Origin of the sequence: Nodosilinea sp. LEGE 07298, assembly GCF_015207265.1 — a bacterium.
GTDB lineage: Bacteria > Cyanobacteriota > Cyanobacteriia > Phormidesmidales > Phormidesmidaceae > Nodosilinea.
This window is the reverse complement of record NZ_JADEXE010000026.1, coordinates 22,661-39,361: the sequence shown is the minus strand read 5'-3', so window position 1 is coordinate 39,361 and position 16,701 is coordinate 22,661. Positions and strand designations below refer to the sequence as shown.

Annotated in this window: 11 protein-coding genes; 8 read left to right on the top strand and 3 right to left on the bottom strand. The window is 57.9% G+C overall.

Translation table 11 applies throughout. From position 1 onward, the window contains the following. The first annotated feature begins 142 nt into the window (after positions 1 to 142). The 4 genes from IQ273_RS05830 to IQ273_RS05815 all read left to right on the top strand — a co-directional run bounded on the left by IQ273_RS05830 (position 143) and on the right by IQ273_RS05815 (position 8,017). Entirely contained in the window at positions 143 to 1,786 is a 1,644-nt protein-coding gene (locus tag IQ273_RS05830; protein ID WP_228052420.1) for an EAL domain-containing protein, read from the top strand. Positions 1,787 to 1,922: 136 nt separating this feature from the next. After that, positions 1,923 to 6,041: a PAS domain S-box protein gene (locus tag IQ273_RS05825; protein WP_194022230.1), complete on the top strand. Its 4,119-nt coding sequence runs from the start codon at positions 1,923 to 1,925 to the stop codon at positions 6,039 to 6,041. A 15-nt stretch (positions 6,042 to 6,056) separates the two neighbouring features. Continuing rightward, positions 6,057 to 7,853 (top strand): bifunctional diguanylate cyclase/phosphodiesterase, encoded by a 1,797-nt coding sequence (locus IQ273_RS05820; RefSeq protein WP_194022229.1) that lies wholly within the window; start codon positions 6,057 to 6,059, stop codon positions 7,851 to 7,853. A 14-nt stretch (positions 7,854 to 7,867) separates the two neighbouring features. Continuing rightward, on the top strand, positions 7,868 to 8,017 hold the full coding sequence (locus IQ273_RS05815) for a hypothetical protein (RefSeq protein WP_194022228.1): 150 nt from the start codon (positions 7,868 to 7,870) through the stop codon (positions 8,015 to 8,017). Between the two features lie 161 nt (positions 8,018 to 8,178). On the opposite strand, the gene IQ273_RS05810 is transcribed toward IQ273_RS05815, so the two are convergent. Further along, on the bottom strand, positions 8,179 to 8,895 hold the full coding sequence (locus tag IQ273_RS05810; RefSeq protein ID WP_194022227.1) for a DUF1028 domain-containing protein: 717 nt from the start codon (positions 8,893 to 8,895) through the stop codon (positions 8,179 to 8,181). A gap of 503 nt (positions 8,896 to 9,398) precedes the next feature. On the opposite strand from IQ273_RS05810, the gene asnB reads away from it, so the two are divergent. The 4 genes from asnB to IQ273_RS05790 all read left to right on the top strand — a co-directional run bounded on the left by asnB (position 9,399) and on the right by IQ273_RS05790 (position 15,186). Further along, positions 9,399 to 11,432, top strand: coding sequence for an asparagine synthase (glutamine-hydrolyzing) (gene asnB, locus IQ273_RS05805; protein WP_194022226.1), 2,034 nt, complete (start codon positions 9,399 to 9,401; stop codon positions 11,430 to 11,432). Between the two features lie 158 nt (positions 11,433 to 11,590). Further along, positions 11,591 to 12,058 (top strand): hypothetical protein, encoded by a 468-nt coding sequence (locus tag IQ273_RS05800; RefSeq protein WP_194022225.1) that lies wholly within the window; start codon positions 11,591 to 11,593, stop codon positions 12,056 to 12,058. Positions 12,059 to 12,231: 173 nt separating this feature from the next. Next, positions 12,232 to 12,417, top strand: coding sequence for a hypothetical protein (locus tag IQ273_RS05795; protein WP_194022224.1), 186 nt, complete (start codon positions 12,232 to 12,234; stop codon positions 12,415 to 12,417). Between the two features lie 66 nt (positions 12,418 to 12,483). Beyond that, entirely contained in the window at positions 12,484 to 15,186 is a 2,703-nt protein-coding gene (locus IQ273_RS05790) for an MGH1-like glycoside hydrolase domain-containing protein (RefSeq protein ID WP_194022223.1), read from the top strand. Between the two features lie 17 nt (positions 15,187 to 15,203). On the opposite strand, the gene IQ273_RS05785 is transcribed toward IQ273_RS05790, so the two are convergent. Both IQ273_RS05785 and IQ273_RS05780 read right to left on the bottom strand, forming a co-directional pair. Continuing rightward, positions 15,204 to 16,136 carry a hypothetical protein gene (locus tag IQ273_RS05785; protein WP_194022222.1) on the bottom strand — a complete coding sequence of 311 codons (933 nt, stop codon included), beginning with the start codon at positions 16,134 to 16,136 and terminating at the stop codon, positions 15,204 to 15,206. 126 nt (positions 16,137 to 16,262) lie between these two features. Then, positions 16,263 to 16,673, bottom strand: a complete 411-nt coding sequence (locus IQ273_RS05780) for a response regulator (RefSeq protein WP_194022221.1) — start codon at positions 16,671 to 16,673, stop codon at positions 16,263 to 16,265. Positions 16,674 to 16,701: the final 28 nt, after the last annotated feature.

Here is a 16,701-nt window from a genome sequence, read left to right as displayed (position 1 = left end):
GCCCCTTTGAACAACTCAACGGTTTCCGCTATCACGACAACTGGGTGCGCAACCTGCTGATTGCCTCTTCGTTAAATGGCAGAAGGCCGTTGCCCAGGAAAGCCGACACAAAATAAGTTGGAACTAGACTCAAACCTATCAGCTGCACTATGCGGCCAGTGGGGCCGCCGCCCTTGGATTGCTAGAATTGTTTCAGCCCGATCTAATTTTATTAGATGTGATGATGCCGGGCATGAGCGGGCTAGAGGTCTGCCAGCGAATTAAAGCAATGGCGCAGTGGCAATCGTTGCCCATTATTATGGTGACCTCGCTGACCGGCAAGGCCGATTTAGCCCGCTGCTTTGCCGCCGGGGCCGATGATTTTATCAGTAAACCCGTTACCGGTCTCGAGTTAAATGCCAGGGTGCGATCAATGCTTCGCCTCCGCCAGCAGTATCAAGCTTTGGCTAACTTTAATAGTCGCCTTGAAAAGACCGTACAAGAGCGCACGGCCCAGCTTCAGGCGATGATCGCCCAAGATGGCCTGACCCAGCTCTCTAGCCGCGCATTGTTGCTCCAGCGACTGGCCGAGATGCTGCGGGCTAACTACTTCGCCTTTGCGGTGGTCTATTTAGACTGCGATCAGTTCAAGCTCGTCAACAGTGCCTTTGGCCATAGGGTTGGCAATCAGCTGCTCTTGGCGATCGCTGGGCGTTTGCAACAGCTGCGGCGGCCCGGCGATACGCTAGCGCGGGTAGGGGAAGATGAATTTTGCTTTTTGCTACACCAGATCGATGGCGAGAGGGCGCTTGAGCCTTTTATCCAAGCGGTACTTCAGAGTTTTGTCAGCTCCTTTGAGGTGGGTAACTGCGAGATCTTTATGACCGCCTGCATCGGCATTGCGCTGGGTGACAGTGCCTATCAGCAGGCCGAAGAACCCCTGCAAGATGCAGACACGGCCATGTACAAGGCCAAACAGCGCGGCAAAAACGGCTGCCAAATCTTCGATCGCCAGATGTCGGTGGCCATGCTAGAGCGCCTGACCCTAGAGACCGACTTGCAGCGTGCCCTCAACCATCAAGAGTTTGTCGCCTACTACCAGCCCGTCGTCAATCTGCACACCGAAGCCCTGTGTGGGTTTGAAGCTCTGGTGCGCTGGCAGCATCCTAGTCGGGGCCTAGTGTCACCCAACGACTTTATTCCCTGCATGGAAGAAACTGGGCTGATTGTGCCCCTGGGCATTGCGATCTTGCAGCAGGCCTGCGAGCAACTGCTGGCCTGGCACCAGCAGGGGCACACCGACCTCACCATGAGCGTCAACCTGTCGGTGCGCCAGTTTGCCTCGCCCACCCTGCTGGCCGATATCGACCAGGTTTTAGCCAAAACAGGCGTTGACCCCGCCTACCTCAAGCTAGAAATTACTGAAAGTGCCCTGCTCGAAAACGCCGAGACGGCGATCGGCATCATGACCCAGCTGCGATCGCGTCAAATCCACATCAGCGTCGATGACTTTGGTACCGGGTATTCCTCCCTGAGTTCACTCCACCGCTTTCCCTTGAGTGACCTAAAAATCGATCGCTCGTTTGTCAGCCAAATGCACGAGAGCCAGCGCAATTTCAAAATTGTCAGCACTATTATTTCGCTGGGCGACCAGCTTGGGTTAACGGTTGTAGCCGAGGGCATCGAGACTCGCCAACAGCTTGATCACCTGCAACACCTGGGCTGTCAACTGGGGCAGGGGTATCTGTTTAGTCAACCCCTCAGCGCCAATGCCATTGAGGCCCACAGTCTTGTCCGTCGCTTGTAAGACCATAGCCGCAGCCCATCGCCCCAATTTCACTGACTCACAAGGGTTGTGGGCTGGAGACGGGTACTCTATATCCAGGCGTGGGTAACCCGTTTACGGCCCAGGTGGATTTGTCTTCGAGCGTTGTAGAGACAAGATGGCTGAAGTTTTAACCATTCTGATCGTTGAAGATAGCGAAGACGACGCTTTACTGACCGTTGAGACGCTGCGGAGAGATGGCCTAGCGGTGAGCTGGGAACGGGTGCAAACCACCGCCGCTCTGGGCCACATGCTCTCGGCTCGCCGCTGGGACGCGATTATTTCTGACCACAACCTGCCTGGGTTCGATGCCCCAGCGGCGCTGGCCATCGTGCGCGACCAGGGGCTAGATGTGCCCTTTATTGTCGTTTCTGGCATCCTTGGCGAACAGCAGGCCGTGGCCCTAATGAAGGCCGGTGCCCAAGACTACATCATGAAAGACAACCTGGCTCGCCTGCCAGAGGTCGTGCGTCGGGAGTTGAGAGAAGCCCAAAATCGGCGCGATCGCCAGCAGGCCGACCGGGCTTTGCAGCTAAGCGAGGCCCGGTTTCAAAAGCTGGTCGAGACCCAGCCGGGTACCCTATTTACGGCTGTTTTGCGGGTCAATGGCGAGCGATCGCTAACCTACTTAAGCAGCACCGGAGCCAGCCTTTTCGAAGTTTCCGCTGAAATTGCCCTGGCCGATTTTAGCGCCATCGCCGCCCTATTGCTCCCAGAAGACAGGCCAGGGGTCGGTGCGGCCATTGCCCACAGTGCGGCCACCCTCACCCCCATGCACCACGAAGGGCGCATCGTCACCCCCTCGGGCAAGACAAAGTGGGTCCAGGTCCACAGCCAGCCCGAGCAACTGCCCAACGGCGATGTGCAATGGTTTGGCGTGGTGCTGGAGGTGACCGACCGCAAACAGGCCGCGCTGACCGTAGCCCGCCAGCGCGACATCAACCAGCTAATGATGGCCGTGGCCCATCGCTTTGTGGAGGTGAGGGCTGCCCAGTTTGACGCCGAGGTAACCCGCGCCCTGGGGCAAATTGGGGCCTATATTCAGGCTGACCAGGGCCATGTAGTGACTCTAGCCGCTGATACTTTGGGGGAAGGCACGATGCGAATTACCCACCAGTGGCACCGCCCCGACTGCACTTCGGTGTGCCAGCTGCCCGATGCCATTCCCATGGCGGCCTTTCCCTGGGCTACGGCGGCGCTGCGGCGGCGGGAGGTGGTCAACGTGCCCCAGGTCGGGGCGCTGCCCGCTGCCTGCGCCACCGATCGCACCAGTTGGCAGGGGTTTGACGTTGAGTCGGTGCTGTCTGTGCCCCTGATTCAAAAGACTCGGGTGGTAGGTTACATGGGGTTTCTCGCCCTGGGCCAACCTACCGGGTGGGATGACGACACCCAGCAGATGGTGCAGGTGCTGGCCCAGACCATTGCCTCGGCCCAGGATCGGCTTCAGGCCGAGCGTCTGCTGGCCCAGCGCGAGGCCCAAAGCTGGGCCATACTCTCGGTCATGCCCGATCTGCTGATCCGAATGGGAGCTGATGGCCGATACCGTGAAGTGCTGAGTCAAAATCATCCCTTAGATTTTGTCGTCCCCTCCCAGAGCCGGGTCGGCCACCACGTGTCGGAAATTTTGTCCGCCGACCTGGCTGAGCTCCAGCTCCAGGCCATTCACCAGGCCCTGGCCACCCATGAGATGCAAACCTACGAGCAGCAGATGCTGGTGGACGGCCGCCTACGGCATGAAGAACTGCGGGCGGTGCGGTGTGGCAACGATGAGGTACTGTTTTTAGTTCGCGACATTAGCGAGCGTAAACGCGACGAAGCCAAACGTCAGCGTGCCGAGCTAGCCCTCCAGCAGAGCGAGGCTCACCAGCGGGCGCTGGTCGAAGCCCTGCCCGATCTGCTGGCGCGGTTGAGCAAAGATGGCATTTACCTAGAGTTTGGTGCCAGCCCCACGTTTCGGGTGGTCGGCAAGCTGCCAGAGTTGGTCGGCACCCATGTAAGCGAATCGTTACCCCCGGTTGCGGCCCAGCAGCGGCTCGATGCGATTACCCAAGCCCTAGCCACTCAAACCATCCAGTTTTACGAGCAAGATCTGTCTACGGCAGAGAAAATACATATTGAAGAAGTGCGGGTGGTGCCCTATCGGGACGATGAGGTGCTGGCTCTGGTGCGGGACATTAGCGATCAGAAAGCGGCCCTTTGGGAACGCGACCGGGCCGAACGTCAGCTCCAGGAACTCAACCAATCGTTAGAGCGGCAGGTGGCCGAGCGCACCGCAGCCCTGAAGGAGCGAGAGGTGCGCTATCGGGGCCTGATGGAGGGGGCCAGTGATGCCATTCTGGTGGCCGATATGGAGGGCCATATTCTGGAGGTAAACCGCCGGACGGAGGAGCTATTTGGCTACTCCCGTGATCAGCTGACCCAAATGCACCAATCCCAACTACATCCGCCAGAACAGCGGGCAGAACTGATCGACCTCTTTCAGGAGTCTATTGATCGCTCCCATTTTCATGCCTTAAACCTCCCTATTCTACGCGCCGATGGCCGACAGATTCCGGTCGATATTACCGCAACGACGATCACCCTGGGGGCGACCCGAGTGGTACAGGGCATTTTTCGCGATGTCAGCGATCGCCAACGGGTGGAAGCCGAAAACCAGCGTCTGCGCGATCGCCTGGGCTTTTTGCTCGACTCTAGCCCCGCTGTTATCTACAGCATTGAATTCACCGGCCGCTACAAACCAACGTTTATCAGCCAAAACCTAGTCAATATCTTGGGCTATGAGTCAGAGGCGTTTATCGCCAACTTTACCGACTGGCGCGAGTACTTCCATCCTGACGAGTCTGACAGCGTTTGGGCCGACATTTCTGCCATTGTCGAGCGCGGCTCCTACGCCCTAGAGTATCGCTTTCGGCACCGAGATGGCCATTACCTGTGGGTGCAGGATGAGGCCCAAGTTGTCTACGATACCGGCGGCCAGCCCCAAGAAGTCATTGGCTACCTGGCGGATATCACCGATCGCAAATGTGCCGAGGAAAGACTGCGACAAACTAACGCCGAGCTACTCCGTGCCACCCGCCTCAAGGACGAGTTTCTCGCCAACATGAGCCATGAATTGCGCACTCCGCTCAATGCCATATTGGGCATGACCGAGGGGCTACAAGAGCAGGTGTTTGGCGCTATCAACGACCGCCAGCTCAAGGCCCTCACCACCATTGAGACCAGCGCCTCCCACCTGCTGGCGCTGATCAACGACATTCTCGATGTGGCCAAAATTGAGTCGGGCCAGATTACCCTACACCTAACCCCCACGGCGATCGCGCCCCTGTGCCAGTCGAGCCTCACCTTTGTGCAGCAGCAGGCCTACAAAAAACGCATTCAGCTCCTAAATTGCATTCTCCCCAACCTGCCTGACCTGGTGATCGATGAGCGCCGCGTGCGCCAGATTTTGATCAACCTGCTCACCAACGCGGTCAAATTTACCCCCGAGGGGGGCCGCGTTAGCCTTATGGTCACGCCAGAGTTTCGTCAAGTAGGCGACGAAACCCAGGCTATGCTGCGCTTTGCCATTAGAGATACGGGCATTGGTATCGCCCCCGACGATCGGCAAAAGCTGTTTCAACCCTTCATTCAAATCGACAGCGCCCTCAACCGCCAGTACCAGGGCACGGGACTGGGCCTCACCCTGGTGAAGCAGATTACCGAGCTGCACGGGGGCCAGGTGGGGTTAACCAGTGAGGTTGGTGTCGGCAGCTGTTTTACCGTCGACCTGCCTTACGACCTGGGGTCAGGGCTACGACCAGCCGACCAGCATGCCGCTGCGCTCACCGATATTCCCCCGACCGCTGCCCTGCCCCAGCCATTGCCCCTGATTCTGCTGGCGGGCGACCAGGAGGCCACGATCAGCACCGTGGTCAATTACCTAACTGCTAAGGGTTTCCGCCTGCTGGTGGCCCGTCGGGGCGAAGCGGCCATAGCTCTGGCCCAGGCCGAAAATCCCGATTTGATCGTGATCGATATGCCGCTGCCGGGGGGAGATGGCCTGGAGACGATTCGCCGCATCCGCGACGATCCGCACCTGGCCAATCGCCCAATCATTGCGCTCACTGGGCTGGCAAGCGATGGCGATCGCTGCCTGGCGGCCGGGGCGAACCAGCACCAGGGCAAACCGCTTAAGCTGAAGCAGCTGGCCGCCGCCATTCAGCACCTGATCAACCCCTTTGCGCCATCCATCCCTTAGCTCACCCGCAAACCTATGCCATCCGCCTCTATATTGATCGTTGACGACGACCCCAATAACTTTGATGTCATCGAGGCCCTGCTCGACGCCCAGGGTTACCAGCTGCACTACACCAGCACGGGGGAAGCGGCGATCGCTGCCCTCGACGCCCTGGAACCCGACCTGATTTTGCTCGATGTGATGATGCCTGGCCTCGACGGCTTTGAGATCTGCCGCCGGATCAAGGCTTCGCCCACCTGGGCCACCCTGCCGGTGATTATGGTGACGGCCCTGAGCGAAAAACAGGATCTCGCTCGCTGCTTCAGCGCCGGTGCCAACGACTTTATCAGCAAGCCGATCAACCGGCTAGAGCTAATCGCCAGGGTGCGATCGATGCTGCTGCTGCGGGAGCAGTATCGGCAGCTCGAAACCTTTAATGCCCAGCTCGAAGCCAAGGTGCTAGAGCGCACGGCCCAACTCCAGGCGATCATCACCCAAGATGCCCTCACCCAGCTGCCCAGCCGGGCCGCCCTGATTCAGGCCCTGGCTGAGCTGATTCAGACCGAACAGTCGGCCTTTGCGGTGATTTATTTGGACTGCGACCAGTTCAAGCTGATCAACGGCTCCTTTGGCTATACCCTGAGTAACCAGCTGCTCAAGGCGATCGCAGAGCGGCTCCAGCAGCTGGTGCCCAGCAACAGTCTGCTGGCCTGTCTGGGGGGCAACGAGTTCTGTATTTTGCTGCGTCAGACCAGCGATATACAGCGCATCAGGTTGCTGATCCAGACTATTTTAGACAGCTTCAAGGCCTCCTTTACCGTGTCAGGGCTGGATATTTTTATCACCGCCTGTCTGGGAGTTGTCCTAGGCCACGGCGACTACTCCTGCCCCGATCAATTCCTTCAGGATGCTGGCATTGCCATGTACCGAGCCAAGCAGCAGGGGGCCGGTAGCTATCAATTTTTTGATCCGCAAATGCACCAAACTATGGTGGATCGCCTGGCCCTCGAAAATGATCTCAAGCTGGCCCTCGATCGCCAGGAATTTGTGGTGTACTACCAGCCCATTGTCCACCTCAAAACCCTTAGAATTGTCGGTCTAGAGGCCCTGGTGCGCTGGCAGCACCCCAGCCGTGGCCTGGTCGCCCCCGGCGAGTTTATTCCTCTGATGGAAACCACTGGTCTGGTGGTGCCAGTGGGCCTGCTCATTCTCAAGCAGGCCTGTCAACAGCTGCACCGCTGGCAGCAGAAGGGCTGGAGCGATCTGACCATGAGCGTCAACCTGTCGGTGCGGCAGTTTGCCTGCCCCACTCTGCTCGACGATATTGACCAGATTCTGGCCGCTATTGGCATTAATCCCGCCCGACTCAAGCTGGAAATTACCGAAAGCGCCATTATGGACAATGCCGAAACCGCCATTGCCCTGGTGGAGGCCCTGCGATCGCGGCAGATTCAGATCAGTATCGACGACTTTGGTACCGGCTATTCATCGCTGGGCTATCTGCACCGGTTTTCGGTGAACGACCTCAAAATCGATCGGTCGTTTACCAGCCAAGTTCAAGTCTTAACGTCTAAATACAAGGTCGTCGACACCATTATTACCCTGGGCCAGCAGCTAGGCTTGACCGTCACCGCCGAAGGCATCGAGACCCAGCCCCAACTGGCGCGACTGCAACAGCTCAACTGTGAACTGGGGCAAGGCTATCTATTTTCTAAACCCCTACCAGCGGCTGACATTGAAACCAGCTTTCTCAGCGGCAGAGACAACCCCCTCACACGGCTGGCCCTTAGTGGTGCAGAAAACTCTATGACAGTTGGCGGTACTGCGCCTTGAGAATGGCTCAGAGAATGGCCATCGAACGTTGCCCAACAGAGACCGCACAATCCCTAAAGGGGTTGGACCAGCTGCTCGATATCGACATTGAGCAGCGCCAGATTTATGAGGCGATCGCCCGACGAGATGGTGCTGCGGCAGAGCAGCAAATGGTCAACCACTGAAGGGCTAGCCAAACCAGAATTGTTGAGGTCTTTCAACAGGTGAAACGGGCGGCCCAGGCCTCTTTTACCTAGCTTAGAGAAGTGGTTCTTTGAAATCACCCCACAGCCCGCCTAGCAAATGGATGTTTTATTTGTGGGAGTACTCTTAAAACCGACTACAGCTAGACTGCCTTAGGCAACCCAACAGCCTTATCTTGCTGGCGGACGGCAAGATAACTAGGCATGCTCTGGCGGAACGATTGGTAGTAATCTTGGTGGGCCTCGGTGTACAGCGATCGCAGCATCGCGATCGGGTCGTGGTGGTGGTCGACGCGCAGATCGAGGTGGGGGTAGGGCGTGTGGTGCATTACATAGAGGGCAGCAGACTGGCGACCGCGCTTGTCGCCCCCGGCAGCATCGCCCGCTTCTAGGGCCAGCAGCAGGCGATCGCTCAAGTCGCCCCCTTCGCCATGATGAAATGCCTCGGCCATCGCCTCTAGTACCTCTGGCCCCACCAGCATATTCCCGGCTACTGAGAGATTGGTAAACGTGCGGTGCCCCGCCCAGCCGGTGCAGTCGCAGCCCGTCCAGGCAGCGGTGTGGCCGGTGTGGTCAACTAAATGCACCTGACGCTGGTCGCGATCGCAGTCATTTTCCAGCAGCCATTCCAGCACGACCTCAGCAGAGGCCTCGCTAAAAGGGCTTTCGGTGGCCTGCCGCCGCTCTAGTAGCTCAAGCCCCCAGATGCCCAGCAGCGGGTTGGTCTGGGCCTGGGTGGCGATCGCGCCCACCCCCGCCCGCGCGTGGGGCACCAGCGCCCCCACCGCCAGGTGCTTGGTGGCCACCGCCACTCCGGTCATTCCTGTTTGTGGATCCCAAGCGACAATGGAAAAGGTCATAGTAACGCTGGATTTAAGTGAGGTGTATACCGTGCACAGAGCTGAATCAATTGTTAACGAAATCTAAATATCAGTTTGTTGCGGATCATACGATTATTCCCCGCTTGAGTTTAGAAAAGCAGCGGATGATGCAAATCTCGACGGGCTTTAGCGCTATTTTCTCGTCCTGGGGCGTTTCCCTTCGACTTCGCTCAGGGAACGCCCCCTGGTCCCTGAGCGAAGTCGAAGGGCCGGAGCGAAGTCGAAGGGCCGGAACGAAGTCGAAGGGCCGGAGCGAAGTCGAAGGGCCGGAGCGAAGTCGAAGGGCCGGAACGAAGTCGAAGGGCCGGAGCGAAGTCGAAGGGCCGGAACGAAGTCGAGGGGCCGGAGCGGAGTCAAAGTGCCGGAGCGAAGTCGAAGGGCCGGAGCAACGCCCAAGAGAACCCTTGAGTTTTACTAAAAAAAGCCCCGCTGCTGGTGCCCAGGCTTCTAGGATGACCACTTAACCCCGGAGGATAATCACTATGTGCGGTATTGGCGGCGTCATGTACGCAGACCCGGCCCATCCTGTTGATCCAAAAATTTTGAGGGGCATGGCGGCCATTCAGTACCACCGAGGGCCAGATGGCTTTGGCTGCGACAGCGTGGAGGGGCGCGGAGTCGGCTTTACCCACGCTCGCCTGTCAATTATTGATTTGAATCCAGAGCGTGGCCGGCAGCCCTTTCGTTCGGCAGATGGGCAATTTTTAATTGCCCACAACGGCGAGTTTTACGACTACAAGCGGCTGCGGGCCGACCTTACCTCGCGGGGCTATACCTTTCGCACCAAGAGCGACACCGAGCTGGTGCTGCACCTAACCGATCGCTTTGGCCTCGACGGCGCACTGCCCCACCTGCGCGGCGAGTTTGCCTTTGCCGTCTACGAACGCCAGCAGGACAGGCTAACGCTGGTGCGCGATCGCTTTGGCGTTAAGCCTCTGTTCTATAGCCTTACCCCCGAAGGCCTGGTGTTTGGCTCTGAGATCAAAGTGGTAATGGCGCATCCGGCAGTGCAGCGGCGGTTTTCACCGGAGGGGCTGTATCACCAGCTGATGCAGACTATGGTGCCGGGCACTACCGGTTTTGAGGGCATTTATGCGGTGGAACCAGGGCAAAAGGTGGTGGTGCAGCGCCACAACGGCCAGCTCACGCTGCACAAAGAGCAGTACTGGGATTTAGATTTTCCGCTGTTAGGGACCCGGTCTCAGCGCAGCGACGAAGACTATATGGAGGAGCTGCGAGAGCGGTTTGTAGAGGCCATTCAGCTGCGGCTGGAGGCCGATGTGCCAGTGGCCTGCTACCTGTCGGGGGGCATCGACTCCTGCACCATTTTGGGGGTGGCCGCCGCCTGCCAGCAGTCGCCGGTTAAAGCATTCACCATTGGCTTTGACGACAGCGATTACGACGAAACCGCGATCGCCCGCGAGATGGCCGCCGCCGTGGGGGCCGACCAAGACATTCTCACCGTCAACGGTACTCAGCTCTACGACCACTTTGCCCGCACCCTCTGGCACACCGAGCGCAGCATCTACAACACGTTTACCGTGGCCAAGTTGCTGATGAGCGAGCACGTGAATGCAGCGGGCTACAAAGTAGTAGTCACCGGAGAAGGTTCCGATGAGCTGTTTGCGGGCTACCCCCAGCTGAGGCTAGACATGATTCGCCACGGCATGGCCCACGCCAGCGCCGAAGAACGGGCCGATTTAGAGGCCTGGCTGGCGGAGAGCAACAAACTCTTTAAGGGCAACCTGCTGGCCGAAAATCCCTTAGAAGATGAGGCCTTAAATGCGGTGGTTGGGTTCACGCCCAGCTGCCTACAGTCGTGGCTGAGTTCAGCTGAGCGGGTGCCGGGGCTGCTGCACCCCCACCATCGCGAGGTGCTGGCAGGCTACTCTCCGGGGGCCGCGATCGCCGCCGCCTTAGACGAAAAACAGCTGCGCGATCGCCACCCCCTCGACAAAGCCCAGTACGTATGGATCAAGACCCAGTTTGAGTCGCAGGTGCTGGGCTGGGCGGGCGATCGCGTCGATATGGCCAACTCTTTGGAAGCGCGTCCCGCCTTCCTCGACCATCCCCTGGTTGAGTTCGCCGTCACCCTACCGCCCAGCCTGCGCTTTCGCGGCTACCAAGATAAATACATTCTGCGCGAAACCATGCGCGAGCTACTGCCCGAAACCCTCTACAAGCGGCAAAAATTTGCCTTTATGGCCCCACCCTCCCATACCGATGTGGTAAAGCAGCAAGCCCTGCAAAACCTGGCCGATACCTTTCTCAACCAGGCGGCGGTTGAGTCTGCTGCCCTGCTCGACTACGATGCCGTGCAAACCCTGCTGCACCGCCACCGCAACGAAGCCACTCCGGTAGCCGAACGGGTGCAGCTCGATGCGGTGATCAACCACTTGCTCAGCGTGCAAATTCTCCACCAGCACTTTGTTGCCCAGGATATTCCTCACCTGGCCCAGCAGCAGGCCCAAGATCTCGGCTGGGCCAATCAGGTAGACCCAGTTATGGCGTCTTAAGAGGCGTTTTAAGAGGCGTTTTAAGGCCAAGCCAAGCTCCCCTTGGCGGGCGATCGCCTCAGTGCGAAGAATTATTTCGGTATAACGCGTCACGCCAAATCCCCTGGGTACCTTGGGGGAGACCCTATCCAGGCCGCGCGATCGCGCCCTTAGCTGCTATGAACAACACCTTGCTCGCCTCTGTTCGTGAAGCCGACGGTCGCTACCTCAGCGATCTAGAGCTACGCCCCTTCGACCAAATGATGGAGGCCTTTCAAACCCGCATGAGCCTCTACAGCTACGTTAGAGATAACGGCAAAACGCTGGTGCTCAACGCCCTGCGGCGGCTAATGCAGACCCCCCATCGCCAGGTGGTGCAAGAGCATGCCCAGCAGTGCCAGCGCGACATGCTTTTTACCCTAGAGTACGTCTCCAAAGGCATTCTGCTCAACGACGAAGCCAGCTTTATGGAAGAATATCTGGTCTGGATGCAGAACATCATGCGCTCCTTCAACCGCCAGAGCGCCTGCGTGGCCGCCTACCGACTCCTGAAAGAAGAAGTCCGCGCTAATTTGCCGGGTGATCAGAGCAACCTGATGATGCTCTATCTAGACAAACTGGTTGAAGCCCTGAACACCGGCATTTAGCGATCGCATTCAACCCAATTGGGCGGCGACTTAGCGGCTCAGGGTAGGGCCAGCCCTGGCTCAGCCGCCCAGGTAACAATTCCTTTGCAAAGCGCGACTACTTTCCCAGAAACCCAGTTTGAATTTAGACTAAGAGCACGTTCCTTCATCGCTTTCTGCCAGAGTACCTACCTATGGGAAAGTCGCGCCTTAGTCCCCGACAGCGATCCTACGAAGCCGATCTAATCAATCGTCTGTCGGATAATCAGCGGCTCAATCAGGCCCAGCAGCGCATCAGTAACCTGACTCCCCGCGACCGCGACCTCGTTACCGAGCACCTCAGTGGCCGGACCCGAGACCGACTGCGCCAAAACTATTAGGTCAATCTCAAGCCATTTTCAGCCTGAGGGCTCATGCTGTAGAAGACCACCCTTTTTCTCAGCCCCATGACCCCAGAAAACAATCGCCTGCAAGCGGCCCAGCAGTCCCAAACGCCCTGGAAAAAGTGGGGGCCGTACCTGAGCGATCGCCAGTGGGGTACTGTGCGCGAAGACTACAGCGCGACCGGCTCAGCCTGGGAGTATTTTTCGCATCAGCAGTCTCACGCGCGGGCCTACCGCTGGGGCGAAGACGGCCTCGGCGGCATTTGCGACGACCAACAGTTGTTGTGCTTTGCCCTGGCCCTTTGGAACGGTCGCGATCCGATCCTCAAAGAGCGGCTGTTTGGTCTGACTGGCAACCAGGGCAACCACGGCGAAGACGTCAAAGAACAGTATTTTTACCTCGACAGCACCCCCACCCACAGCTACCTCAAGTTTCTCTACAAGTATCCCCAGGCCGAGTACCCCTACACCGACCTGGTGGCCGAAAATCAGCGGCGCGGGTACGACCAGACCGAGTACGAGCTGCTCGATACGGGTGTATTTGACGAAAGCTGCTACTTTGATGTGTTTGTGGAGTATGCCAAGGCTGGCCCCGAAGATATTTTGATCGCCATAGAGGCCGTCAATCGCGGCCCCGACTCAGCTACGCTGCACCTGCTACCCACCCTGTGGTGTCGCAACACCTGGGACTGGGAGCGAGGGAGCCAAAAGCCGGGGTTGTCTAGAAGCAAAGAACCTCTCGTCCCTAAGCAGGACGCTGTAGTTGAGGTATCTCACCCCGTTTTGGGCCGCTACTGGCTCTATTGCCAAGCCGCAGAGGCTCTGCTGTTTACCGAAAATGAAACCAACTATGCGACCGTTTTTGGGGCCAAAAATCCGTCGCCCTACGTCAAAGACAGCATCCACAGCGCGGTTATTCATGGCCAAACAGAGGCCATCAACCCCGATGAAATAGGCACCAAAGTTTCAGCCCACTACCACATCACCCTAGAACCGGGTCAGCGGCAAACGGTGCAGCTGCGGCTGACCAACCAGAAAAAATCGGCATCTCCCTTTGGCCCAGAGTTTGACGACCTGCTCCAGACCCGTCGAGAGGAGGCCGACGCCTTTTACGCCGCCCTGACACCGTTTGAGTTGAGCCCCGATCAGCGCGCCATTCAGCGGCAGGCCTTTGCAGGCATGCTGTGGAGTAAACAGGTTTACCGCTACCCGGTTAAAGACTGGCTCCGGGGCGACCCAACGATGCCGCCGCCGCCCGAGGGCCACCAGCAGGGACGCAATCAGCAGTGGTGGCATCTGGATGCCGCCGACATTATTTCGATGCCCGACACGTGGGAGTATCCCTGGTTTGCCGCCTGGGATCTGGCCTTTCATTGCCTGCCCCTGGCCCTGGTCGATTTAGACTTTGCCAAGCATCAACTCGATATCATGACCCGCGAGTGGTACATGCACCCCAATGGGCAGATTCCTGCCTATGAGTGGGCCTTTGGCGATGTCAACCCGCCCGTCCACGCCTGGGCCACCTGGCGAGTTTATAAAATTGAGCAAAAGCAGACCGGCCAGGGCGATCGCATGTTTTTGGAGCGGGTTTTTCAAAAGCTGCTGCTCAACTTTACCTGGTGGGTCAACCGCAAGGACATGGAGGGCAAAAACGTTTTTGAAGGCGGTTTTTTGGGCCTCGACAACATTGGCGTCTTTGACCGCAGCGCCGAACTACCCACGGGGGGAACGCTGGAGCAGGCTGACAGCACCAGTTGGATGGCCATGTACTGCCTCAACATGCTAGAAATTGCCCTGGAGCTGGCCCGCGAGAACCCCGTTTACGAGGATATGGCCACCAAATTTTTTGAGCACTTTATCTACATCGCCGATGCCATGAACCACATCGGCGACGATAAAATCCAGCTTTGGGACGACAGCGACGGCTTTTTTTACGACGTGCTGCACCTGCCCCAGGGCGAGCGGGTACGATTAAAAATTCGCTCGCTGGTGGGGCTAATTCCCCTATTTGCCGTCATGACCCTCGACCCAGACCTGCTCAAAAGGGTGCCTACCTTTGAAGCACGGGTTGAGTGGTTCATTCAAAATCGCCCTGACCTCAAGCGCAACATCGCCTGCATGGAAACCGTCGGGATGGAAGAACGCCGCATGTTGGCGATTTGTTACGCCACTATGGGTCATTCAGAACCTCAGGACAAACTGCGTCGTCTGCTCGAAAAACTGCTGGATGAAGCAGAGTTTTTGAGCCCCTACGGCATTCGCTCGATTTCTAAATACCACGCTGAGCATCCCTACCAGTTCTATGCTAACGGGCAGGAATATCGAGTCGACTATGAACCAGCCGAGTCGAGCAGCGGTCTATTTGGTGGCAACTCCAACTGGCGGGGGCCAATCTGGTTTCCGGTTAACTATTTGATTATTGAGTCGCTGCAAAAGTTTCACCACTATCTAGGCGACAGCTATCAGGTCGAGTGCCCCACCGGCTCTGGGCAGTGGATGAATCTATGGCAGGTTGCCAATGAGCTATCTCAGCGACTCATGGCCATCTTTGAGCCCGGTGAAGCAGGCCAACGCCCCGTCAACGGCGGCAGCGATCGCTATCACGATTCCTACTGGCGCGACTACGTGCTGTTTTACGAATACTTCCACGGCGACAACGGGGCCGGGCTGGGGGCCAGCCACCAAACCGGCTGGACGGGGTTGGTGGCCAAGCTGATTCAGCAGCAGGCGGAATATCGCCGCGATCGCCCTGACCCGGAGAGCTAGTTTGACCGCAACTCAGGTTACCGCTGGGCCTTAGCCCTGACCTGAAGCGGTAGAACCTGCTGCCATACCACCGCCTGGTCGCGGCTCAAACTCGAGATAACCAGAGTTTCTACATCCCTTAGCCCCAGGGCGGCTAAGTCTTGGCTCAGCAGCAGGGCATGAATTTGGTGGGCGGCATCTTCGGGGTTAACGACTCGAACTGCCGGCCAGGAAATCTGTAGCTGCTTGCCCTGAATAGCGACCTGGGCCGAGAGTCGCTGATGTTTTAGCAGCGATTGCACCCGCTCAACTGGGGTGAGCGCCGCTGTTTCTGCATCGGTAGCGATGTTTGCCTGGGACACTGGCTCAGGCTTGGCAGGCGGATGTTCGATATGGTCTTTGAGCTGGTAAAAGGCCTGCTTCAAGGCCTCGACTCGACTGCGATCGCCCTGCTTCAGTGCCTGGGCCTTAAGCTTAAAGTAAACGCCTTCGACATCTTTTAAGGCTGCTTCTGGCTCTAGTCCTAAAAGCCTGTAGGCATGGTTGATGGTTCCTGGTGGGTCAGACCAAGACTCTGCTTCGACCGCTGTTTCAAGTTCTGGGGCAGGTTCTGGGGCAGGCTCGGCAACGACTTCAGTGCTCTGGCTCAAATCTAAGGGTTTAACCTCAGCATCAGGTGAACCTAGCTCCACCTCTACGCCCCAGCCGGGGGCTGGCTGATCGGCCTGCTCGCCATAGATATATAACTCTGTAATCGACTTCACCTGAAGCCGACCAATGCCCTGACGCACATAGCTAACGGTTTGGGCCTGGGGCGGCAGCGTCTGCCCGGTTAGCCAAAGTCGTAGACAGGTGCCGTGGCGATCGCCGCGCACCGTAATTCCCTTAGGGCGCAGGGCCTGATTGATTAGATCGGCGATTGCGGCAGCATCGCCACCTTTAGCCATTTCTAGTTGCGAAGGGGATGACACAGCGAATCTTCCTAGATAGTGAGCGTCAGCCTAGGGTACCCATCTGGCTCCGTTGTGCTGTAATGGGGGGCAAGACTGCGATCGCGGCTTGCGAAAACGGCCCAGATAAAGTACAAGTGTACTTATCTAGCCTTCCCTCCCAGCATCCCCTATCGTGGCCTTAATCTGGTCCACAAATTCCTGATGGTCGATTACCGGCTTAGAAATATAGCCATCGGCACCGCTCTGGCTCAAAAACGTCTCGCGATCGCCCTCCATGGCGTGGGCCGTCACCAAAATCACGGGCAGGCGGGCCGTAGCGGGGTCAGCCTTCAGCAGCTGGGTGATCTTGATGCCATCCATCGGTTTGCCCTGGTACATACTGTGGGCCAGCGACACATCCATCAGAACGACATCGACCTCGCCGCTGCGGGCGATCGACATCACCTCTTCGACATCTTCGGTGTGTTTTACGGCCAAGCCACCGCGCTTGGTCAAAATTTTAGAAAACACTCGGGCATTTACCAGGTCGTCTTCAACTAGCAAGACGGTTTTCATCTTGTATGTTCACCCCTGTCATCAGAAA